Genomic DNA, 24,787 nt, shown 5'->3' on the forward strand with positions numbered 1-24,787 from the left:
CGTACCGGGACGGCCCCGCCCGGGGACCCGGCGGTCACTCCCCCGTGGCGGTCGCCACCTCCAGGGCGGCCACCCGTACGTCCGGCACCTCGTGCCTGCGGACATCCCGCAGGAAGGCCCGCCACGGTTCGCTCCAGCCGCTGCGGGGGTTCACGGCCGCGGCGAGCGCCACGGCCAGCAGGCCGGAGGCGTGGCCTCCGTCCGCCACCAGACCGCGCGCGACCCGCAGGAGGCGCTCGCTGCTGCCGGACGGCCGGTGGCCGGACTGCAGGGTGCGGCGCAGTTCGTCGGCGGTGCGCCACGCCTGCCCGGGCAGCTGGGCGTGGAGGCCGGCGATGCCGCGCAGCTGCCTGGCCAGCGTCTCCTCGTCGGCGCCGAGGTCGACGGCCGAGCAGAGCAGGCGTGCGGCCAGCGGCACGAACTCCTCGTGCCCGGCGAGCAGTACGCCCGTCTGCCCGGCAGCCTGGCGGGCGTTGCGGTGGCTGCCCGCCCGTCTCCCCAAGGTGAACACGATGTGCTCGACTCGGCGCCGCGCGGGGCGGTCGCGGTCCGGGTCCGCGTCGGGGGTGTGCGGGTCGGCGTCGGAGGCGATGAGCCGCGAGACCACGTCGGTGAACGTGGAGGCGCTCCCGGGGAGGGCTGCGGCCAGCTCCACCAGGCCGTCCGCGGCGTACTGCCAGGTGCCGCGGTTGGAGAGGTCGGTGACCGCGTTCGCGAGGACGTCCGCCGCCGCCGGGGCCCACGGCGCCCAGTGCGCGAGCGAGGAGTGGACCGTCTCGGCGACCTGGGGGTCCTCCGCCCCGCCCAGTCCGGTGACGATCCGGGCGTAGCGCTCCCGGTGGCGTTCGGGCAGGTGGAGGGGGCGGGTGCGCAGCACGGCCTGGCACAGGACGGGTTCGCCCTCGGCGGCGGACGCGATCACCTGCCAGGCGCGGCGGTCGTCCAGCAGCTGCGCCGCCGAGGTGACGCAGGCCGCCCGCACGTCCACGTGCTGGCCCGGGAGTTCGTACGCGGCGAGCAGCACCTCCGCGGCCTCCGACACCGGCAGCATCGACGCGGCGAGGCGTACGGCCTGCCGCCGCGCGGCGACCGCCACCCCGGCCGGCGACTCCTCGCGGAGGCTCTCCGGGGACGGTTCACGACGGGCGTCCCCGGTGGTCCCGGAGGGCTCGGCTCCTGGGGCGGCGCCGGGTCTCCCCCCGTTCTCCCCCGGGGGAAGCAGCAGTCCGCGCACCACGTCGGTCAGCTGTGACGGAGCGAGGAAGCGGCAGGCATGAGCGAGTGCCCGGACGGCGTTGCGCGCCCGGCCCTCGGCGGTGTGGGCAAGCAGGGCGGGCAGCGCCTCCTCGGGACGGTCGGTGCGTACGAGGGCCGCCATCGCCGACTCGGCGAGCTCCGCCTCGTCCTCGACCCAGTCGTTCACCCAGAGGCGCAGCTCCCGCGCGCCCTCGCCGGGTACGTGCGCGAGCTTCGAGAGTGCGGCCTTCCGCCGGGCCATGCCGTTGGTGTCGTCGTCCGCCTCGTGCGCGAGGAGCTGCGCCGCGGCCCGCTGCTGGCGGGGCAGCCAGCGGTCCGTCCACCTGCCGACGGGCGGCATGGGGGGCGTGTCGTCCTTGGTGAGGAACCGTCCGTAGGGCGGGGCCTCGCCCAGCACGGTGTCGAGCAGATCGGTGCGGCGCCGGCAGAGCGTGCGGGAGACCGCGGGCAGCACCGCGGCCGACGCGTCCAGGGACAGCACGTCCGCGGCCCTGGCGTCCCGCGCACGCGGATCGCGCAGCCACAGCCCGACCGCCGCCCGTGCGTTGGCCTCGCTGCCGAACTGCACCGCCTGCCACAGGAGTTCCTGCAGTTCCGGCATGTCGTCGGCGCGCGCGCCGACCGCGCGGGCGAGCGCGAACGTCAGCCCGTGGTCGTCCTTCTCCGCGCCGGCCTCCAGCCAGTAGCGCAGCGACTCGTGGACGGTGTGCTCCTGGCCGCGGGGCAGCGTGCGGTCGAGCCTGCCCAGATCGGCCCCGCCGGTGTCGCCGGTGAGGCGGACGATGGTGCGCAGCGCCCATCCGACGAGGGCGCGGCGGCCGCTCGCGACGTGTTCCCGCAGGACCGCCCCGGCGAGGCGCCCCAGGACCTCCCGGGTCTCGTGCGAGGAGTCGGGGGCCTGGACGGCATCGCCGGTGAGGCGGTCGAGGTGGTCCGCGGCCTCATCCGTGAGCAGCCGCGGAGGCAGCGACGTCAGCGCGTTCAGGGCGGACCACCTGACGGCGTCCTGCTCGTTCCGCAGCCGTGCCATGGCGGCGAGCAGCTCGTTGACGCGGGCGTGGTCGCCGCCGCCGCGGCGGGCGGCGCGCACGGTCTGGCGTACGAGCAGCGGCCATGCCCGGGCGCGGTCCTCCGCCGCGGGACGCCGGGTCGCCTCCTCCAGCTCTTCGCGGGCCTCCTGGCCGGGCAGGTGGGCGACGGCCGCGAGGACGGTCGCCCAGTGGGCCTCCCTGTCCCGGGCCTGCTGGGCCATCCGCTGCGCCTCCGCCTCGCGGCGCTCGTGCGGCAGCGCGTCGAGGACCTCCTCGTCGAGGCGCTCGTGGGAGCGGTCCTCGTCCTCGGTCACGGCGTCGTAGAAGGCGGCGCGGCGGCCGGGCGGCAGCGCCCGCAGCAGCTCCGCGAAACGCTTCGGGCTGCGGCTCCAGGCACGTCCCAGCTCGTACAGCTCCGGGGCGTCGGCCCTGACCAGGCGGCGCAGCACGGCAGGGGGCAGGCCCCTCTCCAGCAGGCGGCCGGAGTGCTCGTCCGCGAGGAGCAGGCGGACCGTACGGCCGGGGTCCGCGGCGACGAGGCGCGGCAGTTGCGGCCAGAACGGCAGGGGCAGCGGAAGCCGCTCCCGGTAGCGCTCCAGCAGTCCGAGAACCTCTTCGGGGCGGGCGGCGGCGGTACGCGCCACTCCCGCGGCATACCGGTCCCACCACAACTCGCGGAGCACCGGCGGCAGTTCGTCGAGCTGCCGGGCGGACTCGGCGAGCACCGCCCCGGGGTGGCGTCCGGCGAGCGCTCCCCAGCCGGCGACCGTGTGGAACAGCTCCGGCAGCAGCCGCTCGACCGTCGCGCCGCCGCAGCCGGGCAGGAGCCTGGCGGCCTCCGCGTCGCCCCAGCGGGTGCGGAGCACGTCGATGAGGCCGTCGGCGAGTTCGCTGCGCCCGCCGGCGACGATGGTGCGCAGCAGCTCCGCGCGGATGGCTGCGGGAGCGGCGTGCAGCGCCTGCAGGAGGGCGTCGTCGGTGATCCCGCCGGAGGGCGCGACGGCCGCCCGCTGGGCGTGGCCGCGCACGAACGCGTCGGGGTGCGCCAGCCGGGCCGACAGGTGGGCGTGGTCCCGGCCCGCGCTCGCGGCGATGACCGCCAGCCGCCTGCCGTACATCCCGTGCTGCTCCAACCCGTCCAGCAGCCCGGCGAGTTCGTCGCTGCCGGCGGCTTCTCGGGCGCGGGCGCAGAGCAGGCGTATGCGCTCCCGGTGAGCGAGCGGTTCGAGAGCGTCGAGGAGTTCGGTGGCGGCGGCACGGGACATGGCGGGGATTCTGCCTGCTGGCCGTCCCGCGCGGGAGGGTTCTCCCCAGGGCTTAGCAGTACGTGCGCGTATTTTCGGCCGCCCGGCGGTCCCTCCCCCGGATCGAGGCGGGGAAGGGAGGCGGACCGGCACCCCGGGCACGGTTCGGGGCCCCCGGTCCGGGGCGCCGCGTCCCCGGCGGGACCCGATCGCGCTATTGATCGATCCGCCGCTGGTTCCTAGCGTCGCGGCATGGACGACGTGATCGTGGTGGGGGCAGGCGTCATCGGACTGACGACTGCGGTGATGCTGGCCGAGCGGGACGCGGACGTGCGGGTCTGGAGCCGGGAAGAGGCCGCACCGACGGCGTCGGAGGTCTCCGGCGGTCTGTGCTGGCCGTACCGCATCGAGCCGCAGGAGCGGGCAGTCGAGTGGGCGGTGCGCTCGTTCCGCAACTTCGCCTGGCTCGCCGAACAGCCCGCTCTCACCGGGGTACGGCTCGTGCGGGGCACCCTGGAGGACGGCGCCGGCGAATCCGTACCGGACGAATGGCACTCCCTGATCGGGTCGCCGCCCCGGACCCCACTTGTCGACATGCAGACCTATCTCCCGTATCTGCGGGGCAGGTTGGCGGCAGCCGGCGGCCGCGTCGAGCAGCGCGGGATCGCGTCGCTGGACGAAGCAGCCGCGGAGGCGCCCGTCGTGGTCAACTGCACCGGTCTCGGCGCCCGCGAGCTGGCCGGGGACAAGGGGATGCAGCCCGTTCGGGGGCAGATCGTCGTCGTGGAGAACCCCGGTGTCGACGAGTGGTTCCTCGCGTCACGCACCGACTCCGGGGATCCGCAGACCACTTACCTCCTCCCCCAGCCGTACGGACTGCTGCTCGGCGGCACCGCCGAGGAGGACGCCGAGGACCTGACGCCCGACCCGGCCGTCACCGAAGCCATCGTGCGCCGCTGCTCGCGGTTCCGTCCGGAGGTGGCGGATGCCCGGATCATCGAGGAGCGGGTCGGGCTGCGCCCGTACCGGCCGCGGGTCCGGCTGGAGAGGCAGGAGCTGCCCGGCGGGGCGTCGTGCGTCCACAACTACGGGCACGGCGGAGCCGGGGTGACGGTCTCCTGGGGCTGCGCCCTCGACGTGCTCCGGCTGCTCGACGGCGCCTGAGCCTCGCAGGACCCGGCCGGGACCGGGCCGGAACGCCCTGCGGACGGGCCGGGCCCGCCGCCGCGTTCCGCGCCCGGGATGGCTGATGTCCGCCGCATGACGTTCCTGTGGCAGTCGGCGGGAAAGGGCTGCCGGGCCCGGGCGGAGTACATACCCTTCATCTCGGCCCGGTCCGGCCAGGACGGACCCGGTCAGGTGCGATCGGGCATCGGCCCGGCTGCCGGCCCGGCAGCCGGATCAGCGTGGCGGTTCGCTGCGGCAAGGGAGTTGGAGGACTCGTGCGTCACAGACTCATGGTTCCGGGTGCGGTGCTCGCCGCACTCCTGACGGCGGTTCCGGCCTCGGCGGCCGAACCTTCGCCGGGGGCGCCCGGAGCGGGAGACGCGTACTACCCGGCGTACGGCAACGGCGGCTACGACGTCTCGCACTACGACCTGCGGCTGAAGTACCAGCCGAAGAGCGACGAACTCTCGGGCACCGCCACGCTGCTGGCGGAGTCCACCCAGGAACTGAGCCGTTTCAACCTGGACTTCGCCCTCGACGTGAGCGCGGTGCACGTCAACGGCCGCAAGGCGTCCTTCGAGACCTCCGGCGACCACGAGTTGGAGGTGACACCGGCCCAACCCATCGCGAAGGGCGAGGACTTCACCGTCGTCGTGCGCTACTCGGGCGTCCCCTCCGAGGTCGAGGTGGACGGGTTCACCTCCTGGCACCGCACGCCCGACGGAGCGGTGGCCGCCAACGAGCCCGAGTCCGCCTGGTGGTGGTACCCGAGCAACGACCACCCCAGCGACAAGGCCACCTTCGACGTGAGCATCGCCGTCCCCGAGGGCTACCAGAGCCTCAGCAACGGCAGGCTGGTGTCCGAGCGTGAGTCCGCCGGCTGGGTGCGCACGTCCTGGCGCTCCAGCAAGCCGCAGGCCACGTACCTGGCGACGCTCGCCGTCGGCAAGTTCGACCTGACGAAGAGCACCACGGAGAGCGGCATCCCGGTCGTCAACGCCTACAGCAAGGGCCTCGGCGACGAGGACGGCTCCGCCCGCGCGAGCGTCGAGCGCACCGCCGAGATCACCGACTGGCTGGAGGGCGTGTTCGGGACGTACCCCTTCGAGTCCGTCGGCGGCTACGTTCCCGACACGGGCAAGAGCTTCGCCCTCGAGACCCAGACGATGGCCTTCTACGGCAACAAGCGCTTCAAGAGCGGCACCGACGTCTCCGTCGTCGTCCACGAGGTGGCGCACCAGTGGTACGGCGACAGCGTATCCGTGCGGAACTGGAAGGACATCTGGCTCAACGAGGGCTTCGCGAGCTACGCCTCGTGGCTGTGGTCGGAGGAGCAGGGCGAGGGCACCGCGCAGGAACTGGCCGAGTACGCCTACGAGTCCTACCCCGCCGGCGACGAGTTCTGGAAGGTGAAGCCGGGCGACCCGGGCCCCGAGAACCAGTTCCACGGAGCGGTCTACGACCGCGGCGCGATGGCACTCCAGGCGCTTCGCAACAAGATCGGCGACAAGGACTTCTTCGCGATCCTCAAGGGCTGGCCGTCGGAGCGCTCGTACGGCAACGCCCGCCTGGCGGACTTCGAGAAGTACGCGGAGAAGGTCTCCGGCGAATCCCTCGGCAAGCTCTTCGACACCTGGCTGCACACCGCGTCGAGGCCGTCGAAACCCGCGCTGGGGGGCGTGAAGAGCGAGCGCGGCGAGCCCGTGCGGCCCGAGTCGTGGGACGAGATCCAGGCCGTCAACGGATCGCACCGCCACTGACGGGACGCCGGCAACGGCTGACGGCCGGACCGGCGTCCGCGAACACCTGCCGGAGAAGCACCACGTGACGACGCGTCGGCCCCCGGAGTCCGAGTCGGCTCCGGGGGCCGCCGCGTGCGTCAGGCGGTGTGTCAGGCGGTGTTTCAGGCGCTGCCCGGCGGGACGGGCTTGATGAGGGCGAACGTGGCGCCCTGCGGGTCCTGCACCACCGCCATCCGGCCCGCCATCATGTCGAACGGGGGCACGAGCACCGAGCCGTCCGCCCGGATGAGGGCGTCGACCGTGCTGTCGGTGTCGTCGATCGCGAAGTACGTGATCCAGTGCGGCGGCGTGCCGGACGGCGAGTTCTCCAGCCCCTGCATGCCGCCGACAGCGCGGCCGGCGGCGTTGAGCGCGTAGTAGCCCGGCGCCCCCTCCATCGTCGAGGTGTGGATGCCCAGGTGCCGGTAGAACGAGCCGGCGCCTTCGATGTCGGAGGTGTTGAGTTCGCTCCAGACCACCGCGCCGTGCTCGTTGACGATCTGCGAGCCGATGAACTCCTTGGCCTGCCACAGCCCGAAGACCGCGCCGGCGGGGTCGGCGACGACCGCCATCCGGCCGAAGTCCATCACGTCCATGCCGGGGACCATGACGGTGCCGCCGTTGTCCATGACGGCCTGCGCACCGGACTCCACGTCGTCGGAGGCCAGGTACGTGGTCCACGCGGGCGGGGGCGTGGGCCCTCCGTCCGGGGACATCGCGGCCATGATGCCCGCGACGGGCTTGCCGTGCAGGGTGCAGACCGAGTAGCCGCCGTTCACCTCGGGGCCGATCTCGCCCTGCCAGCCGAAGAGGTCGCGGTAGAAGTCGAGGGCCGCCTGCTGGTCGGGGACCATCAGGTCGACCCAGCAGGGGACACCGGGCTCGTAACGGGTAGTTACCTCGGGCATGGCAGCTCCTTATGGGCAGCGGTTCCCGGTCACTGTGCCGAGGGCGGTGTCCGCGGCCTCCCCCGCCACGCCGCCCCGCGACGGCGCCGCGGACGAATTCACCCGCATCCCCCTCGGCCGCCCGCGGCCCCCGGGGGATGCCCTGCCCGCCCGGTCCGCCGGTGGCCCGGCAGCCGCGCCCGGCCGTCCGTCATCCGCGCGGCTCCGGCCGCAGACGGCCCCCCGACCGGCGGCGGTACTCCTTCCGCGCCGCGTAGGCCGGCGGCAGGTACCGCAGCCGCTCCGGCAGCAGCGGCATCACGGCACGCACCGCGACCCCCAGCCGCCGCAGCCGCCGCTCCTGCCGCTCCGTCCAGGGCAGGCCGATGGCGGCGCGGGCGTCCGGCGGCATCATGCCGATGGTGAGGAAGCGCCGGAAGCGTGCGAACCACGGCCCCAGGACCGGCCAGGCCAGGCGCAGCGCCGTGCGGACGGCGCGGGGCCCCCGGTCGGGCGCGGGCAGGGGCGGGTCGACGGCGATCAGTTCCTCGACGACGGCCGTCCTCTCCAGCTCCTCGGACAGGATCCGCCTGTAGTACGGCCAGAACTCCTCGACCGTCTGCGGCATGTCCCGGTCCTGGATGCCGAGGACGCGTCCGACCTGGAGCCACTCCGCGTACAGCCGCCGCTCCTCGTCATGGGTGTACGGGCGGCCCCCGAGGTAGGGCCGGGTGTGCCGGTAGACGGGGAAACCCGTGGCGTGCACCCAGGAGTAGTAGGCCGGGGTGAGGGCGTGGTACTCGCGGCCGTGGGCGTCGACTCCCTTGATCCCTTGGTGGAGCCTGCGCAGCCGCCGCCCCTCTTCCGCGGCCTTCTCCCCGCCGTAGACCCAGAGTTGAACGCTTCTCAGGGAGCGCTCGCCGCGTCCCCACGGGTCGGTCCGGAAGACCGAGTACTCGTCGACGCCCGCGCTGACGGCCGGGTGCGCGACCTGCATCGCGAGCGCGGCGGGCAGGGTCAGCAGCATCCGTACCTCTCCCGCGAGGTCCCACAGCATGCCGCCCGGCGGGGGCGGCCCGGGCCCGTCCCACGGCCGCCGGCCGCTCGCGCTGTCGTTTCCGGCCCGGCTGCTGCTGTCGCTGCTCACTCTCTTCATGATGCCTCCGGCCTTCTCCGGCCGCCCGGCCGCCCGGCCGCCCGGGCGGCGGGGGCGGCGGACGGATTCCGGACCGGTCCCTCCCCACCGCGGAGCGTCGCGTTCCGCGGCCGCGGCAGTACGCGCGGGATGCCCGGCTTCTGGCATACGGCACTGCACAGCGGGCATACGGAACCCTCTCTAGCTCTTCCCTAGTGGCGCTTCCATGGCCAGACTGAGTTTCGAACGAACTGGCCGGGAACGCCCGCGGCAAGGCATGCGCACGATGGGCGGATACGGCCATGCGACGACCGAACAGGACATGGAACGGCATTTGCGTACGGCGGTGGTTCGCGCGGTTCACCGCGGTACGAGTGCGATCCAACGGGACATCATCGGCGGGAGTTTCACCTCCGGCGCCGTCACGGGGAACGCAGCCGGTCCCAACAGGTGGATGCAGGTGATCGATTGATCAATTGTTTTCGGCCTGCGGCTTTAAATGATCGCTCGCTCCCCTATATTGGTGCGGCGCTGACCGGCCTGTGCGGCTCACCCCCCTCCCTGCCCGGACCTGTCCACAAGGACCCTGATTGATGACCCCCGAGACCTCCCCACCGTCAAAACAGCCCCGCCACGGTGCCACGGACACCGGCGCCGGGCGTTCGCCGAAAACGGGGACGGGTACAGCTCTCGCCTTTCTGATAGCCGTGCTCGTCACGGGTCCCGCGTGCCTGTACGCCGTCTACGCGTCACCGCTCTCCATACGCCCGGCCGTCGCCTGGGCCAGCGGAACCGCCGCCGTGCTCCTCAGCTTCTCCGTCGCCCTGGCCACGCGTGGCATCCTCCTCACCCGCCACCTGCGGGCGGTCGTCAAGAAGAAGGACGACGAGGCCGGCGCCGAGCGGGCCGTGGCCGCGCACTTCGCCGACGTCGTCGTGCCGATCCTGGTCGAGCGGCTGCGTTCGGGGGCCTCCGCACAGACCGCGCTCGCGACGGTGCCGACCGTCGCCAACAACGCCTACCAGCGCGTGCTGCACCTCCTGGCGAACGAGGTGCACCGCGGTGAGGGCATGCGGGCCGCAGCGATGGCCGCGTGCGCCAACGCCGCCGGCCGCGTCCAGGCCCTCGCGACGAGCATGGCGGCCGACCTCCGGGAGCTCGAGCACAAGTACTCGGACGAGGAGGTCCTGGGCGACCTGCTCCACCTGGACCACCGCACCGCGCAGACCGGCCGCCTCGCCGACTCGATCGCGGTGCTCACCGGTGCCCGTACGGGCAGGCGCTGGGCCAAGCCCATCGTCATGGAGAGCATCCTGCGCGGCGCGATGGGCCGTATCAGCGGCTACCAGCGCGTGCGGCTGCACTCGTCGTGCGAGCTCGCCGTCGCCGGGCACGCGGCGGAAGGCGTGATGCACGCGCTCGCCGAACTCATGGACAACGCGGCCAACTTCTCCCCGCCCACCTCCGAGGTCCACGTCTACGTGGAGGAGGCGTCGGCCGGAGTCATCATCACCGTCGAGGACGGCGGCCTCGTCATGGGCGACGTCGCCCTGCAGCGCGCGCAGCAGGCCGTCTCGGCGGAGTCGCTGGACCTCACCAACCTCTCCGGGACCCGGCTCGGTCTCGCCGTCGTCGGACGGCTGGCCCACAAGCACAACCTTTCCGTGTCCTTCCGGCCCTCCGCGCACGGCGGTACCGGGGTGCTGCTGATGATCCCGCAGACGCTGATCACACAGCCGAAGAGAGAAAGCCAGGCCATGACGCGAGAGTCCGGCACCCAGCCTGGCGTCCAGAGCCGCCGTCCGGAGCGCACGGAGCTCCCCTCGCGTACGGAACCGCCGCGTGCCGAGCCGGCGCGCTCTCCCGCCGCCGAACGCGGCGCCGACATCCCCACGCCGCGCACCGGGAGGGAGGGGGCGCTGAGCGGGCTGCCGAGGAGGCGCCGGCCCGCCGGTGAGCCGGCGGTGTCCGCCGCGGCCTCGCGCCCGGCCCGCGAGCCGGAGCCCTCGCCCGAGCACGCGTCCGCCGGCGAAGCTCCCGCGGAGCGCGCTCCCGTGGAGGAGACCGGCGGCGGACTGCCGAAGCGGCGCCGCGGGCAGACGCTGGCCGCCGCTCAGCAGCGCACCGCATCATCCGACGCCGACCGGGCGGCCGAGCCCGCGAGATCGGCAGAGCAGTCCGGCTCCCGGTTCGGCGCCTTCCGCCGTGCCGTACAGGGCGGTTCGTCGTCCCCCGACCCGAAACCCGGCGACGCGGCCTCCCCCTCCCCCTCACCCTCCTCGTCCCGCCCGGAGGACCACACCGAATGATCACCGACGGCAAGCTCGACTGGCTGCTGGAGAGTCTGTTGCGACGGACGCCGGGCACGCGGCACGCCCTCGTCCTGTCCCGCGACGGACTGAAGCTGTGCAGTTCCTCCGACCTCGATGCCGACCAGGCCGACCAGCTGGCCGCCATCTCCGCGGGCATCCAGAGCCTCTCCCACGGCGCGTCCGTGGAGTTCGGCAACGGCAGTGGCGGCGTACGCCAAGCGATGGCCGAGTTCTACGGCGGCATCCTCTTCGTCGTGGAGGCCGGCTCCGGAGCCCATCTCGCCGTGGTGGCGACCGAGGACTCCGACGTGGGCCTCATCGGCCACAACATGAACGAACTCGTCGAACAGCTCAGCGAGTACCTCACCACGCCTCCGCGGCAGCAGGACGAGAGCAGAGACCCGGCATGAAACGGCCGGGCCGGGACGAGGACCCGGACCGGCTGTACACCGTGACGGGTGGGCGCAGCCGGTCCAACTCGGACGCGTTCGACCTCGTGACGCTCGTCGTCAGCGAGAGTCAGCCCACCCCCGGAATGCAGTCGGAGCACGCCTCCATCCTGCGGATCTGCAACTCCCCCACGGCAGTCGTGGAGATCGCCTCCGATCTCAACCTGCCCGTGAGCATCGTGCGGATCCTGCTGGGCGATCTGCATGCCGCAGGCCGGATCACCGCACGACATCCGCGCACGACAGCCACCGCCGCGGATCGACTTCCCGATCCCGAAATCCTGAAGCAGGTGCTCGTTGGACTCCGCAACCTCTGACCTCACCGGAACCCGCCCGCCGCTGCGCAGCACAGCGGCCAACGGGCTGAAGATCGTGATCGTCGGCGGGTTCGGTGTCGGCAAGACCACGATGGTGCGTTCCGTCAGCGACATCCGCCCGCTCAACACCGAGGAGACGATGACGCGTGCGGGGGAGGGCGTCGACGACACCACGGACGTCGAGAGCAAGACGACCACCACCATCGCCTTCGACTTCGGGCGGATCAGCCTCAACGACACCACGGTGCTCTACCTGTTCGGGGCGCCCGGCCAAGAGCGGTTCTGGTTCCTGTGGGACCGCCTCTTCACGGGGACCCTCGGCGCCGTCGTGCTCGTGGACACCCGCAGACTCGTCGACTCCTGGTACGCCATCGACCGTCTCGAACAGCACGGCATGCCCTTCATCGTGGCCCGCAACGACTTCGGCGGGCCCCACTACTCGGCCGAGGAGGTACGCGAGGCCCTCGACCTGTCCGAGGACGTGCCGCTCATCGAATGCGACGCCCGTTCGCGCGAATCCAGCAAGGAGGTGCTGATCACTCTCGTGAACCACCTCTACCGGCTTTCCTCCTCCGCCCGGGAGAACGCACCATGACAACTCCCCCGTCGCAGTCCGCCGCCGGCGCCCCCGCCGGAAGCCCGGACCCCGCCGCCGGCTGCCCGGCCGACCACGGCACCGTCGCCATGTTCGGTCCCCGCTTCATCAACGACGACCGCGACGAGCTCTACCGCGACATGCGCCGCCAGCACGGCGCCGTCGCACCGGTCACGCTGCCGGGCGACGTACCGGCCTGGCTCGTCCTGGGGTACAGGGAGCTGCACCACATCACGGAGAACCCGGCCCTGTTCACCCGCGACTCGTCGGTGTGGAACATGTGGGACCGCATCCCGCCCGACTGGCCGCTGATGCCGATGGTGGGCCGTCAGCCCTCGATCCTCTACGAGGAGGGCGAACGGCACGCCCGCCGCTCGGCGTTGATCAACGACGCGCTCGGCGAGGTCGACCCGTTCGAACTGCGCGGCTACGCCGAGCAGAACGCGGACGCGCTGATCGACTCGTTCTGCAGGCTGGCCGAGGCGGATCTGATCTCCCAGTACGCCAAGAAGCTCCCCGCCCTCGTCCTCGCCAAGCTCTACGGGTTCACCGACGAGGAGGGCGCTTCTCTCGTCCCCAGCGTCAACGCGGTGGTGAACGGGGCGGCCGATGCCCTCCAGGGACGGCAGCATCTGCAGAGCTCCATGGGCGCGCTGCTGCGCTCCCGTGCGATCTCGCCCGCGGCCGACGTCTCCACGCGCATGCAGACGCACTTCAACGCGGGCGAGTTCTCCTCCGAGGAGATCCTCGAGGACATGATGGTCAACATCGTCGCCGGCCATGAGCCCACGGCCGACTGGATCGGCAACTCGATGCGGCTGATGCTGACCGACGAGCGGTTCTCCGCGTCACTGAGCGGGGGGCGCAACAGCGTCGCCGAGGCGATGAACGAGGTGCTGTGGGAGGAGACTCCGTCGCAGAACATCGCCGGCCGGTGGACGACGCGGGACACGCACCTGGCGGGCAAGCGCATCAGGTGCGGCGACCTGCTCATCCTCAGCTTCGCCGGCGCCAACGCCGACCCGCAGATCCGCCCGGACCGGACGGCCTTCACCGGCGGCAACAGCGCCTTCCTCTCCTTCGGCCACGGCGCGCACCGGTGCCCCTACCCGGCGCAGGAGATCGCCGAGGGCATCGCGCGTACGGGCATCGAGGTGCTGCTGGACAGACTCCCCGACGTCGACCTCGCGGTGCCCCCGGAGGAGCTGCGGTGGCGGCCGTCTCCGTTCCTGCGGGGACTGGAGTCCCTTCCGGTCACGTTCACACCCACCTCGGCCCTGGGGGGCGGCCGATGACCTCGTGCCCTGTGGCGGGAGGCGGCACCGGAGCCGGGGAGCCCGGGGACGTCTCCGGCGGCACGGCCGGCGGAGCCGTGCCGGAGACCGCGGGCGGGCCGATCGTGCTCGACCCGCTGGTGCGGGACCTGTCCGGAGAGGGCGCGCGGCTGCGCGCCGCCGGTCCGCTCGCCGAGGTGGAGCTGCCCGGCGGTGTCCAGGTGTGGGCGGTGACCCGCCACGCCGAGGCACGGAAGCTGCTCACCGACTCGCGTCTGGTCAAGGACATCTCCCGGTGGGGCGCCTGGCGGCGCGGGGAGATCCCGGAGAGCTGGTCGATGATCGGACTCGCCGATCCCGGCCCCAGCATGCTCACCTTCGACGGCGCCGAGCACCGCAGGCTGCGCACCCTCGCCGCGCAGGCGCTCACCCCGCGGCGTGTGGAGGCGATGCGTCCGCGCATCGAGGCCATCACAGCGGAGCTGCTGGACGAACTGGAAGGGGCGGCGGACTCCGGCGGGCAGGTGGACCTCAAGGCCCACTTCGCGTACCGGCTGCCCATGAACGTCGTCAGCGAGCTGATGGGCATCGACCCGGCCCGGCATCCGCGGCTGCGCGACCTGTACGACGGCTTCTTCTCCAGCGTGACGCCGCCGGAGAAGGTGCTCGCCATCATCGGTGAGCTCAACGAGCTCTTCGCCGGTGTCGTTGAGGAGAAGAAGCGCTCCCCCGGCGACGACCTCACCAGCGCGCTCCTGCAGGCCGGCGACGGAGGCGACCGCCTCAGCGACGAAGAGGTCAACGCCACGCTGCAGCTGATGATCGCGGCAGGCCACGAGACGACCATCAGCCTCATCGTCAATGCCGTCGTCGCCCTGCTCACCCATCCCGGGCAGTTCGCGAAGGTCCGTGCCGGTGAGGCGAGTTGGGAGTCCGCGATCGAGGAGACGCTGCGCTGGAACGCGCCGACCACGCATGTCCTCATCCGCTTCGCGACCGAGGACGTTCCGGTGGGCGACCGCGTCATCGGCGAGGGTGAGGCGCTCATCGTCGCCTACGGTGCCATCGGCCGCGACACGCTCCAGCACGGCCCGGCGGCGGACGAGTTCGACGTGACGCGCTCCCCCAACCGCCACCTCTCCTTCGGCCACGGGCCGCACGTCTGCCCCGGTGCTCCGCTGTCCCGGCTGGAGGCCGGGATCGCGCTGCCCGCGCTCTTCGGGCGTTTCCCGGAGATGTCCCTGGCCGTGCCCGCGCACGAGTTGCGCAACAAGCCCGCCGTCACGCAGAACGAGCTGTACGAGCTGCCGGTGCGGCTCGGCCCGCACGCCTGAACGCGGGCGCGCTGCCCGAAAGTCGGCCCCTGGCCGCGTCCTGCACGGTGAGCCGGTGCCGGACGCGGCCAGGGGCCGCTTCTCGGTGAGCCCACGGTGCAGGAGCGGACCGCTCCCCCGCACCGCCCGCGTGCGTCCGTTCAGCGGTGCTGGCTCAGTCCGGAGACGGCCAGCCCGAACAGCCGGGCCGCCCGGGCGGCGGGGTCCGGGCAGTGCTCCGTCGCCAGGACGATGCCCACGATCAGCGTGATCAGGTCCGTGGCCGTGACGTCCGCCGCCACCGCGCCGTCCCGCGCGGCCCGTCGCAGCAGCGGCTCCGCCGCCTCCGCCAGTGCCGTGGAACAGGCGTTCTCGTGCGCCGATCCGGCTCCGTCGCCGTCGTAGGCGAGCGCGGCGGCCAGCCCCCGGGCGGAGGCGGCGTAGGAGACGACGTCGCCCAGCCAGTCGAGCAGCGCCCGCCGGCTGTCACTCCCGTCCGCCAGCTCGGCGGCGCGGACGCACAGGGCCTCGACCCGCTTCTGCGAGACGGCTTCGAGCAGCGCGCGGCGGGTCGGGAAGTGCCTGCGCACGGTCGCGGAGCCGACCCCGGCGACGCGGGCGATCTGCTCCAGGGACGCGGCGGCGCCGTGCGCGGCGACCTCCTCCTCGGCCACGGCCAGGATGCGCGCGTAGTTGCGCCGGGCGTCCGCACGACGGTGGTCCGGCATGGACGTCACCTCCGGATGTACTAAATGGCGGGGCCCGCCGTATCGTATCGGAACAGAAACGGCGGGCCCCGCCGTTTTACTTAGGGAGCACCTCGATCGAGGGAGAGACATGTCCGCGGACTCCGCACCCGTACTGGTCACAGGCACCACCGGCAACCAGGGCGGCGCCACCGCCCGCGCCCTCCTGGCGGCGGGCGTTCCCGTCCGCGCCCTGGTGCGCGACCCGGACAGCGAACGGGCCGGGGCCGTCGAGGCGCTCGGCGCCCGGCTGGTCGCCGGCGACCTCCACGACCGCGCATCAGTGGTGCGGGCCGCCGAGGGGACCCGCGCCGTCTTCTCCGTGCAGATGCCCGCCATGACCGCGGACGGTTTCGACTACGACGGGGAGGTGGCCCAGGGCGTCAACCTCGTCGAGGGCGCCAAGGCCGCCGGGGTGCCGCAGTTCGTGCACACGTCGGTCACCGGAGCCGGCCGGCACACCGGGGCTCCCGGCTGGGCCGAAGGCCGCTGGTCGTCGATGGAGGCCACCATGGGCGCCAAGAGCGCCGTTCAGGACCGGGTCCGCGAGGCCGGCTTCCGGCACTGGACGCTGCTCAAGCCGGGCTTCTTCATGGAGAACTTCCTGCCGTCCAAGGCCTTCCTGTTTCCCCGCGGCGTCGAGGGCGGCCTCGTGAGCGTCCTCCGCCCCGGTACCCGGCTGCCCCTGGTCGCGGTGCGCGACATCGGTGCCGCGGCCGCCGCGGCCGTCGCCGCCCCGGAACGGTTCCACGGAGTCGAACTGGAGCTGGCGAGCGACCTTCTGACGATGACGGAGATCGCCGAAGTCCTCTCCCGCGCCCTCGGCACGCACCTGTCCGCTCCGGACATGACCGAGGCGGAGGCCCTCGCCGCGGGGATGCCGGGGATGGGCGCCTCGCACGAGTGGATGAACGTGGCGGACCAGCCGGCCCGGCCGGAGTACGCGAGGGACCTGGGCATCCCTCTGACCGGTTTCGAGACATGGGCGCGGGAGCACATGGGGCCCGCCGCCTGACCCCGGCCGCCTCCGCCGGACCCGGCGGTACGGGACGGGTCCGGCGGGGGCCGATGCGGTACACAACCAGTGCGACAGCAATACTGTCCAAGACAGGTTGCAGGGCACGGCGGCAGGGAGAGCGGCGGATGGAGCAGCAGCAGCGAGCCGGCCAGGGCGACGCGGACAGCCTGACCGTCGACCAGCTCGCGGCACGGGCCGGAGTCACCGTCCGCACCATCCGCTTCTACAGCACCCGCGGGCTGCTGCCGCCGCCCACGATCGGGCCGCGCCGGGTCGGCCGCTACGGCCCGGACCACCTCTCGCGGCTCGCGCTGATCGAGGAGCTGCAGAACCAGGGCATGACCCTGTCGGCGATCGAGCGCTACCTCCAACGGCTGCCCGACGACATGGACCCGCACGACCTGGCCATCCACCGCGCCATGGTGGCCTCCTGGATGCCCGACACCGTCGACGAGGCCACCCGCGGTGACCTGGAGCAGCGGGTCGGCCGCGAGCTGACGGACGACGACCTGGAGCGGCTCGAGGCGATGAGCGTCCTGGAGAGCACGGACGACGACGCCGTCTTCCGCGTCGACCCGGCGCTTCTCCACCTGGGGGTGCGGCTGCTGGACATGCCGCTCTCGCAGAGCACCATCGTCGCGGCCAGGGAGGCGATGCTGGAGCACGCCCGGGCGGCGGCGCGGGAGTTGAGCCGCCTCTTCAAGGACGAGGTGTGGGAGCCCTACCGGGGGCGGGAGAGCGACCCGGAGCGGGTGGAACGGATGAAGTCGCTGTCGGCGCACATGCAGCCGATGGTGGTGCAGGCGCTGATGACGGCGTTCCAGCGGTCGCTGAAAGAGGAACTGCGGGAGGCCTTCCCGAAGGGAGTCCCCCCGCAGTCCGACGGCGACGGCGTCAGTCCTTGAAGACCTCGCCCTGCTCCGCCTTCTCCGCCAGCAGCGCCGGCACGGCGAAGCGGTCGCCGTAGCGCTCCCGCAGCTCGCGGGCCCGCGCGACGAAACCGGCCGGCCCGCCCTCGTAGCCGTTGATGTACTGGATCACGCCGCCCGTCCACGGCGGGAACCCGATGCCCATGATGGAGCCGATGTTGGCGTCCGCCACCGAGGTGAGAACGCCCTCCTCGAACAGCCGGACGGTGTCCAGGGCTTCGGCGAAGAGCATCCGCTCCTGCATGTCCTTCAGCGGGACGCCCGGGTCGGCGCCCTTGCCGAAGTGCTCCCGCAGACCGGGCCAGAGCTTGCCGCGCCTGCCGTTCTCGTCGTAGTCGTAGAAGCCCGCTCCGCCGCTGCGGCCGGTGCGCCCGAACTCGTCGACCATCCTGTCGATGACCTCGTCCGCGGGATGGGGCTGCCACTCCACGCCCTCCGCCTCCAGCCCGCGCCTGGTCTCCTCGCGGATCTTGCGCGGCAGGGTGAGGGTCAGCTCGTCCATGAGCGAGAGCACCTTCGCCGGGTAGCCCGCCTGGGCGGCGGCCTGCTCGACGGTGGCGGGCTCCACGCCCTCGCCGACGAGGGCGACACCCTCGTTGATGAAGTGGCCGATGACGCGGGAGGTGAAGAAGCCGCGGGAGTCGTTGACCACGATCGGGGTCTTCTTGATCTGCTGCACCAGGTCGAAGGCGCGTGCCAGCGCCTCCTCCCCCGTCTTCCGGCCCTTGATGATCTCCACCAGCGGCATCTTGTCCACGGGCGAGAAGAAGTGCAGCCCGACGAAGTCGGCCTGCCTCTCGACGCCTTCGGCGAGCGAAGTGATGGGCAGGGTGGAGGTGTTGGAGCACAGCAGGGCCTCGGGCTCGACGACGTCCTGGATCTCCTGGAAGACCTTGTGCTTGAGCGCCGGGTCCTCGAAGACGGCCTCGATGACGGCGTCGCAGCCCGCCACGTCCTGCGGATCAGCGGCCGGGGTGATGCGGGCCAGCAGCTCGTCGCGCTTGGCCTCCGTCGTACGGCCGCGCTTGAGCGCCTTCTCCAGCAGGCCCGCGGAGTAGGCCTTGCCCTTCTCCGCCGCCTCCAGGGAGACGTCCTTCAGGACGACCTCGATGCCGGCCTTCGCGCAGGAGTAGGCGATGCCCGCGCCCATCATGCCGGCACCGAGCACGGCGACCTTGCGCACCCTGCGCTGCTCCACGCCCTTGGGACGGCTGCGGCCGGCGTTCACGGCCTGCATGTCGAAGAAGAAGGCCTGGATCATGTTCTTCGAGATCTGGCCGGTGACCAGTTCGACGAAGTACCGGGCCTCGATGACCTGCGCTTCCTCGAAGCCGACCTGCGAGCCCTCGACCGCCGCGGCAAGGATGTTGCGCTGCGCGGGATAGGGGGCGCCGCTGGTCTGCTTCTTCAGGTTCGCCGGGAAGGCGGGCAGGTTGGCGGCGAACTTCGGGTGGGACGGCGTGCCGCCGGGGATCTTGTACCCCGGGACGTCCCACGGCTGGTGCGACTCCGGGTTCGCGTCGATGAAGGCGCGCGCGGCGGCCAGCATGGCCTCCTCGCTGTCCACGACCTCGTGGACCAGGCCCTTCTCCTTCGCCTTGGCGGGGAAGTACTGCTGCCCCTGGAGCAGCACGTTCAGCAGGGCGTCGGTGACGCCCAGCAGCCGGACCGCACGGGTGACGCCGCCGCCGGCCGGCAGCAGCCCGAGCGTGGACTCGGGGCAGCCGATCTTGGATCCCTTGGCGTCGAGGGCGACGCGGTGGTGGCAGGCCAGGGCGATCTCGAAGCCCCCGCCGAGCGCGGCCCCGTTGATCGCCGCCACGACGGGCTTGCCCAGGGTCTCGATGCGGCGCAGGTCCCGCTTGATCCGCATGCCCGCCTCGAAGACGCGCTCGGCGTCCTCGGGGCGGGCCCGGATGAGGTCGTTGAGGTCGCCGCCGGCGAAGAAGGTCTTCTTCGCGGAGGTGAAGACGACTCCGCGGACGTTGCCCGCGGCGTTCTCGCTCTCCAGGCGGTCGGCGACGGTGGTCAGCGACGCCGTGAACGCCGCGTTCATGGTGTTGGCGGACTGGTCGGGATCGTCCAGTACCAGGGTGACGACGCCGGTCTCGTCCTGCTGCCAGCGGATGGTCGTGGACGTCGTGGGCTCAGACATGGTGAGTGCTTCTCCGTACGTGAGGGCGGGCCGTGTCGGGACGGTGGCGGGGCTGCGGTTCAGATCCGTTCGATGACGGTGGCGCTGCCCATGCCCCCGCCGACGCACAGCGTCGCCAGGCCGTAGCGCTGGTCGCGGCGCTCCAGTTCGTCGAGGAGGGTCCCCAGCAGCATCGCGCCAGTGGCGCCCAGCGGGTGGCCCATGGCGATCGCTCCGCCGTTGACGTTGACCTTCTCCAGCGGCAGTTCCATGTCCTTGGCGAAGCGCAGCACGACGGCGGCGAACGCCTCGTTCATCTCCACCAGGTCCATGTCGGCGGCCGTGAGGCCCGCCTTCGCGAGCGCCTTGCGGGAGGCGGGCGCCGGCCCCGTGAGCATGATCGTCGGGTCGGCTCCGGACACGGCGGCGGAGAGGATGCGGGCGCGGGGCCGCAGGCCATGGCGCTCGCCGATCTCGGCGCTGCCGATGACGGTCAGGGCGCTGCCGTCGACGATGCCGGAGGAGTTGCCCGCGTGGTGGACGTGGTCGATCTCCTCGACCCAGTGGTACTTCTGCAGCGCCACCGCGTCGAAGCCGCCCAGCTCGCCGATGTCGGCGAACGAGGGCTTCAGCCCCGCGAGGGAGTCGGCGGTGGTGCCCGGCCGCATGTGCTCGTCGCGGTCGAGGACGGTCAGGCCGTTGCGGTCGGTGACCGGGATGACGGAGTTGTCGAAGCGGCCGTCCTTCCACGCCTGTGCGGCCAGCTCCTGCGAACGTGCCGCGTACTCGTCGACGTCGCGCCGGGAGTAGCCCTCGATGGTCGCGATGAGGTCGGCGCCGATGCCCTGCGGCACGAAGCCCGTCTCGAAGCTGGTCATGGGGTCCATGGCCCAGGCGCCGCCGTCGGAGCCCATCGGCACCCGGGACATCGACTCGACACCGCCCGCCAGGACGAGGTCCTCCCAGCCCGAACGGACCTTCGCCGCGGCGAGGTTGACCGCCTCCAGGCCCGAGGCACAGAAGCGGTTCTCCTGTACGCCGGCGACCGTGTCGGGCAGTCCGGCGGCGATCGCCGCCGTCTTGGCGATGTCGGAGCCCTGGTCGCCCAGGGGGCTGACGACGCCGAGCACGACGTCGTCGATCGCGTTGGGGTCGAGGTCGGGGTGGCGGCGGCGCAGCTCGTGGATGAGCCCGACGACCAGGTCGATCGGCTTGGTGCCGTGCAGCGCGCCGTTGGCCTTCCCGCGGCCGCGCGGGGTGCGGATGGCGTCGTAGATGTACGCTTCGGTGCTCAAGATCAGCAGCCTTTCGGGGCGGGTCGGTCAGTCGAGCAGGGAACGGCCGACGATCTCCTTCATGATCTCGGTCGTGCCGCCGTAGATGGTCTGGATACGCCCGTCGGTGAAGGCCCGGGCGACGGGGAACTCGTTCATGTAGCCGTAGCCGCCGTGCAGTTGGAGGCAGCGGTCGGTTACGCGCTTCTGGAGCTCCGTCGCCCACCACTTGGCCATCGAGGCGTGCGCGGCGTCCAGTTCGCCCTTGCCGTGGTCCTCGATGCAGCGGTCGAGGAAGGCGCGCGTCACCGCGCACTCCGTGGCCATCTCGGCGATCTCGAAACGGATGTGCTGCAGCTTCGCGAGCGGCCTGTTGAACGCCTTGCGTTCCTTCACGTACGCGGTGGTCTGCGCCAGGACCTCCTCCGCGCCGGCGATGGCGCCCACGGCGATCGTCAGCCGTTCCTGGGCGAGGTTCTCCATCAGGTGGATGAAGGCGCCGTCGAGCCGGCCGAGCAGGTTCTCCTTCGGCACCCGGACGTCGTTGAAGAACAGCTCGGCGGTGTCCTGCGACTTCTGGCCGATCTTGTCCAGGTTGCGGCCGCGCTCGAAGCCCTCCATGCCCCTCTCGACGACGAGCAGGCTCAGACCCTTCGCGCCGCCTTCGGGCTTCGTCCGGGCCACCACGATCACCAGGTCGGCGAGGATGCCGTTGGAGATGAACGTCTTGGAGCCGTTCAGCAGCCAGTGGTCGCCCTTGTCGGCCGCCGTGGTCGCGATGCCCTGAAGGTCGGAGCCTGCGCCCGGTTCGGTCATCGCGATGGCGGTGACGATCTCGCCCGAGCAGAAGCCGGGGAGCCAGCGCCGCTTCTGCTCGTCGGTGGCGAGGGAGGTCAGGTAAGGCCCGATGATGTCGTTGTGCAGCCCCACGGCGAGGCCCGCCACCCCTTTGCGGGTGAACTCCTCGGCGAGCACGGCCGAGTAGCGGAAGTCCTCCGCGCCTCCCCCGCCGTACTCCTCGGGGACCGCGAGCCCCAGCAGACCCTGGCGGCCGGCCGCGAGCCACGCCTCGCGGGAGACGATCCCGTCCTTCTCCCACTGCTCGTAGTACGGCTCGACCTCCTTCGCCAGGAAGGTCCGCACGGTCTCCCGGAAGGCTTCGTGGTCCTCGTCGAAGATCTGGCGCTTCATCGGTGCTCCCCTTCGGGCCTGGGCGTCTCGTCTGCTTCGCGGTGTGCGCTTCGCGGCCGCGGTCTGCGGCCCGCGGCTCACAGCCAGTTCTTGACCTTCTCGATCAGCCCGGCCGGATCGGGACCGACGGGGACGACGTTGAGCATCGTGACCCCGGCCTCGCGGAACGCCTCGATGCGCTCGCGGACGTAGCCCTCGGGGCCGCAGAGGGAGACCAGTTCGCAGAACTCGGCCGGAACAGCCGCTTCCGCTTCCTTCTTCCTCCCCGCGAGATAAAGGTCCTGGACCTTCTCGGCGGCCTCCTCGTAACCGTACGCCCGCGCGACGTCGTTGTAGAAGTTGCGGCCCTTGGCCCCCATTCCGCCGATGTAGAGGGCGATCAGGGGACGCACGGACTCGCGTACCTTCGCGGCGTCCTCGCCCACCGCCAGCAGCGTCCCGGCCGAGATCTCCAGCGGTCCGCGCTCCGGGTCGCGGAGCGCGGCGCCCTCCGCGAGCGCCGTGCCCCACACCTGCTGCGCCTTCTCCGGCACGAACAGGTGCGGCAGCCAGCCGTCCGCGATCTCGGCGGTCATCTTGACGTTCGCCGGCCCCAGGGCCGCCACGTAGAGCGGGATCTCCGCCCGCTCGGGACGGTTGAGGAACTTCAGCGGCTTCCCGAGCTTCCCGCCCTTCTCGGCGGGCAGCGGCATGTCGGTGATGCCGTGGTGGTCGATGATCTCGCGCCGCCAGATGCGCCGGCACAGCTCGACGGTCTCGCGGGTGCGGCCCAGCGGCTTGTCGTACCGCTTACCGTGCCAGCCCTCGACGACCTGCGGGCCCGAGGCGCCGAGCCCCAGGATGGCGCGCCCCTCGGACAGGACGTCGAGGCCCGCACCGGTCTGGGCGATCAGCGCCGGGGTGCGGGAGTAGACGTTGATGATGCCCGCGCCGATCTGCATACGTTCGGTACGGGCCGCGAGGTATCCCATGACGGTGGGCGAGTCGAACCCGTACGCCTCCGCGACCCAGACCGCGTCGAGACCCGCGGCCTCCAGCTTCACGATCTCCTCGGCGGCTGTGCGGGGGTTCTCGGCGTACTGGAGCGGAGTGGCGATCTTCATGCGTCGGCGTCCTCGGCGGGGTCGGTGTCGTCAGGGGTCCGGTCGGCGGTGCCTGTGCGGTCGGCGGTACTGCGGTCGTTCGTGCTGCGGGCGTTGGTGCTGCGGGCGTTCGCGTGCGGGGGCGGGGCGGACTGCGGCGGGGAGGCCGAGGACCGTGAGACTTCAGATCGTGAGTCTTCCGGAACGAGACCGGTCACGCCCCAGTCGCGCGCCACGTCGGCGGTGTCGGCGCCGGGCACGGCGGGCGGGCGGCCGACGGCCGTGGGCGTCGCCGAGAAGCGGGGTGCGGGAGCGGGCTGGGTGATCCCGCCGTGCTCCACGAAGGTGCCGCGGGCGGCGAGGTGCGGATGGCGGGAAGCCTCGCGGAGAGAGAGCACGGGTGCGACGCACGCGTCGGAGTCCTCGAAGACGGCGGCCCACTCGTCCCTCGTACGCTCCCGGAAGCGGGCTGCCACGGCCGTACGCAGCTCCTCCCAGGCGCCGGGGTCCGCGCGGTCCGGCAGGTCGTCCCCGGCGCCGAGCAGCCGCACGAACTCGCGGTAGAACTGCGGTTCCAGAGCGCCGACGGCCATGAACCCCCCGTCGGAGGTCTCGTACGTGCCGTAGAACGGGGCCCCGCCGTCCAGCAGGTTCGCCCCGCGGCGGTCCTGCCAGGCGCCGGCCGCCATCATGCCGTGGATCATGGCGGACAGATGGCTCGTGCCGTCCACGATCGCGGCGTCCACGACCTGGCCCTCGCCGCCCTCCGCGCGTGCGTGCTGGAGCGCGGCGAGCACGCCGATGACGAGGTAGAGCGAGCCTCCGGCGTAGTCGCCGAGCAGGTTCGCAGCCGGGTAAGGGGGGCCCGCGGCCGGCCCGGTCATGCCGAGGACGCCGGTGAGCGCGATGTAGCCGATGTCGTGCCCGGCGCGCTGGGCCAGCGGTCCGTCCTGGCCCCAGCCGGTCATCCGCCCGTAGACGAGCCGGGGGTTGCGGGCGAGGCACTCCTCGGGGCCGACGCCGAGACGTTCGGCGACGCCCGGGCGGTTGCCCTCGATGAGGACGTCGGCGCGCGCGACGAGGTCGAGCGTCGCGGCGACGCCCTCCTCGGTCTTCAGGTCGAGGGTGACGCTGCGCTTGTTGCGGTTGGTGACATCGCTCCGGGGGTCGATGCCCAGCGCGGCCCCACCTGGCCTCTCCACGCGTACGACGTCGGCTCCGAGGTCGCCGAGCACCATCGCGGCGAAGGGGCCGGGGCCGATCCCCGCCAGCTCGACGACGCGCACTCCGCGGAGCGGTCCGCCCCCGCTCCCCGCCGCTGCCGTCATCGAAGCTCCTATGTGACACAACTGATGTAACACCAACGATGCTAAGAAGGCGCCCCCCTTTCCACAACCCCGGAAGTGGGGCGGCGAGGCGCCGGGACAGTGGCATGCACCACACACCACCGCGCTGCGGGGAGCAGCCGCCCCGCCCCCTCGGCGGACCACTCTTCCGAGGGATGACACGTCCAGGCATGCTGCGCGATACTGAGCGGAACAGGCAGGGAAAGCGCAGTTTCGCGCAACCCCTCTCCGGCGCGGCCCAGGCCCGCCGAGGAGCGTGGAGAGGCGTCGCCGCGGGCGGCGGACCTGCGGTGAAGACGTACGAG

The 24,787-nt window shown here is 72.3% G+C and carries 20 protein-coding genes; 11 read left to right on the top strand and 9 right to left on the bottom strand.

The window, feature by feature from the left end:
- Positions 1-34: 34 nt before the first annotated feature.
- A complete protein-coding gene (locus tag H181DRAFT_RS13395) occupies positions 35-3,553 on the bottom strand; it encodes a hypothetical protein (RefSeq protein ID WP_045864603.1) in 3,519 nt (1,172 codons plus the stop codon).
- 231 nt (positions 3,554-3,784) lie between these two features.
- Between H181DRAFT_RS13395 and H181DRAFT_RS13400 the strand changes: the two genes are divergently transcribed.
- Positions 3,785-4,696: an FAD-dependent oxidoreductase gene (locus H181DRAFT_RS13400; RefSeq protein ID WP_045864604.1), complete on the top strand. Its 912-nt coding sequence runs from the start codon at positions 3,785-3,787 to the stop codon at positions 4,694-4,696.
- A gap of 278 nt (positions 4,697-4,974) precedes the next feature.
- On the top strand, positions 4,975-6,459 hold the full coding sequence (locus H181DRAFT_RS13405; protein ID WP_107068753.1) for a M1 family metallopeptidase: 1,485 nt from the start codon (positions 4,975-4,977) through the stop codon (positions 6,457-6,459).
- A 143-nt stretch (positions 6,460-6,602) separates the two neighbouring features.
- Here H181DRAFT_RS13405 and H181DRAFT_RS13410 read toward each other — a convergent pair whose 3' ends face one another.
- The gene (locus H181DRAFT_RS13410; RefSeq protein ID WP_045864606.1) at positions 6,603-7,388 is read right to left on the bottom strand and encodes a VOC family protein; all 786 of its coding nucleotides are present in this window, start codon (positions 7,386-7,388) and stop codon (positions 6,603-6,605) included.
- Between the two features lie 190 nt (positions 7,389-7,578).
- Positions 7,579-8,424, bottom strand: coding sequence for an oxygenase MpaB family protein (locus H181DRAFT_RS13415; protein ID WP_045864789.1), 846 nt, complete (start codon positions 8,422-8,424; stop codon positions 7,579-7,581).
- 304 nt (positions 8,425-8,728) lie between these two features.
- On the opposite strand from H181DRAFT_RS13415, the gene H181DRAFT_RS13420 reads away from it, so the two are divergent.
- The 7 genes from H181DRAFT_RS13420 (at position 8,729) to H181DRAFT_RS13450 (ending at position 14,783) form a co-directional block, all read left to right on the top strand.
- A complete protein-coding gene (locus H181DRAFT_RS13420) occupies positions 8,729-8,974 on the top strand; it encodes an acyl-CoA dehydrogenase family protein (RefSeq protein ID WP_074467845.1) in 246 nt (81 codons plus the stop codon).
- Between the two features lie 121 nt (positions 8,975-9,095).
- A complete protein-coding gene (locus H181DRAFT_RS13425; protein ID WP_045864608.1) occupies positions 9,096-10,811 on the top strand; it encodes an ATP-binding protein in 1,716 nt (571 codons plus the stop codon).
- The gene (locus H181DRAFT_RS13430; RefSeq protein WP_045864609.1) at positions 10,808-11,224 is read left to right on the top strand and encodes a roadblock/LC7 domain-containing protein; all 417 of its coding nucleotides are present in this window, start codon (positions 10,808-10,810) and stop codon (positions 11,222-11,224) included. Before H181DRAFT_RS13425 ends, H181DRAFT_RS13430 begins: the two co-directional genes overlap by 4 nt.
- Positions 11,221-11,580 carry a DUF742 domain-containing protein gene (locus H181DRAFT_RS13435; RefSeq protein WP_045864610.1) on the top strand — a complete coding sequence of 120 codons (360 nt, stop codon included), beginning with the start codon at positions 11,221-11,223 and terminating at the stop codon, positions 11,578-11,580. The genes H181DRAFT_RS13430 and H181DRAFT_RS13435 overlap by 4 nt, the downstream gene beginning before the upstream one ends.
- The gene (locus tag H181DRAFT_RS13440) at positions 11,561-12,175 is read left to right on the top strand and encodes a GTP-binding protein (protein ID WP_045864611.1); all 615 of its coding nucleotides are present in this window, start codon (positions 11,561-11,563) and stop codon (positions 12,173-12,175) included. The genes H181DRAFT_RS13435 and H181DRAFT_RS13440 overlap by 20 nt, the downstream gene beginning before the upstream one ends.
- Positions 12,172-13,470, top strand: coding sequence for a cytochrome P450 (locus H181DRAFT_RS13445; protein ID WP_045864612.1), 1,299 nt, complete (start codon positions 12,172-12,174; stop codon positions 13,468-13,470). The genes H181DRAFT_RS13440 and H181DRAFT_RS13445 overlap by 4 nt, the downstream gene beginning before the upstream one ends.
- A 77-nt stretch (positions 13,471-13,547) precedes the next feature.
- A complete protein-coding gene (locus H181DRAFT_RS13450) occupies positions 13,548-14,783 on the top strand; it encodes a cytochrome P450 family protein (RefSeq protein ID WP_045864790.1) in 1,236 nt (411 codons plus the stop codon).
- Positions 14,784-14,923: 140 nt separating this feature from the next.
- Here the strand turns inward: H181DRAFT_RS13450 and H181DRAFT_RS13455 are convergent, their stop codons facing one another.
- Entirely contained in the window at positions 14,924-15,490 is a 567-nt protein-coding gene (locus H181DRAFT_RS13455; protein ID WP_045864613.1) for a TetR/AcrR family transcriptional regulator, read from the bottom strand.
- Positions 15,491-15,599: 109 nt separating this feature from the next.
- On the opposite strand from H181DRAFT_RS13455, the gene H181DRAFT_RS13460 reads away from it, so the two are divergent.
- Positions 15,600-16,523, top strand: a complete 924-nt coding sequence (locus H181DRAFT_RS13460; RefSeq protein ID WP_045864614.1) for an NmrA family NAD(P)-binding protein — start codon at positions 15,600-15,602, stop codon at positions 16,521-16,523.
- 128 nt (positions 16,524-16,651) lie between these two features.
- Positions 16,652-17,431, top strand: coding sequence for a MerR family transcriptional regulator (locus tag H181DRAFT_RS13465; protein WP_045864615.1), 780 nt, complete (start codon positions 16,652-16,654; stop codon positions 17,429-17,431).
- On the opposite strand, the gene H181DRAFT_RS13470 is transcribed toward H181DRAFT_RS13465, so the two are convergent.
- The 5 genes from H181DRAFT_RS13470 to H181DRAFT_RS13490 all read right to left on the bottom strand — a co-directional run bounded on the left by H181DRAFT_RS13470 (position 17,421) and on the right by H181DRAFT_RS13490 (position 24,464).
- Positions 17,421-19,610: a 3-hydroxyacyl-CoA dehydrogenase NAD-binding domain-containing protein gene (locus tag H181DRAFT_RS13470; protein ID WP_045864616.1), complete on the bottom strand. Its 2,190-nt coding sequence runs from the start codon at positions 19,608-19,610 to the stop codon at positions 17,421-17,423. The two genes, H181DRAFT_RS13465 and H181DRAFT_RS13470, sit on opposite strands and share 11 nt — an antisense overlap.
- Positions 19,611-19,669: 59 nt before the next feature.
- A complete protein-coding gene (locus H181DRAFT_RS13475; RefSeq protein ID WP_045864617.1) occupies positions 19,670-20,884 on the bottom strand; it encodes an acetyl-CoA C-acetyltransferase in 1,215 nt (404 codons plus the stop codon).
- A gap of 27 nt (positions 20,885-20,911) precedes the next feature.
- Positions 20,912-22,054 (bottom strand): acyl-CoA dehydrogenase family protein, encoded by a 1,143-nt coding sequence (locus H181DRAFT_RS13480; RefSeq protein WP_045864618.1) that lies wholly within the window; start codon positions 22,052-22,054, stop codon positions 20,912-20,914.
- Positions 22,055-22,131: 77 nt separating this feature from the next.
- Positions 22,132-23,157 carry an LLM class F420-dependent oxidoreductase gene (locus H181DRAFT_RS13485; RefSeq protein WP_045864619.1) on the bottom strand — a complete coding sequence of 342 codons (1,026 nt, stop codon included), beginning with the start codon at positions 23,155-23,157 and terminating at the stop codon, positions 22,132-22,134.
- Positions 23,154-24,464, bottom strand: a complete 1,311-nt coding sequence (locus H181DRAFT_RS13490) for a CaiB/BaiF CoA transferase family protein (protein WP_078895712.1) — start codon at positions 24,462-24,464, stop codon at positions 23,154-23,156. The genes H181DRAFT_RS13485 and H181DRAFT_RS13490 overlap by 4 nt, the downstream gene beginning before the upstream one ends.
- Positions 24,465-24,787: the final 323 nt, after the last annotated feature.

The sequence above is a fragment of the Streptomyces sp. WMMB 714 genome (assembly GCF_900090125.1).
Taxonomy (GTDB): domain Bacteria; phylum Actinomycetota; class Actinomycetes; order Streptomycetales; family Streptomycetaceae; genus Streptomyces; species Streptomyces daqingensis.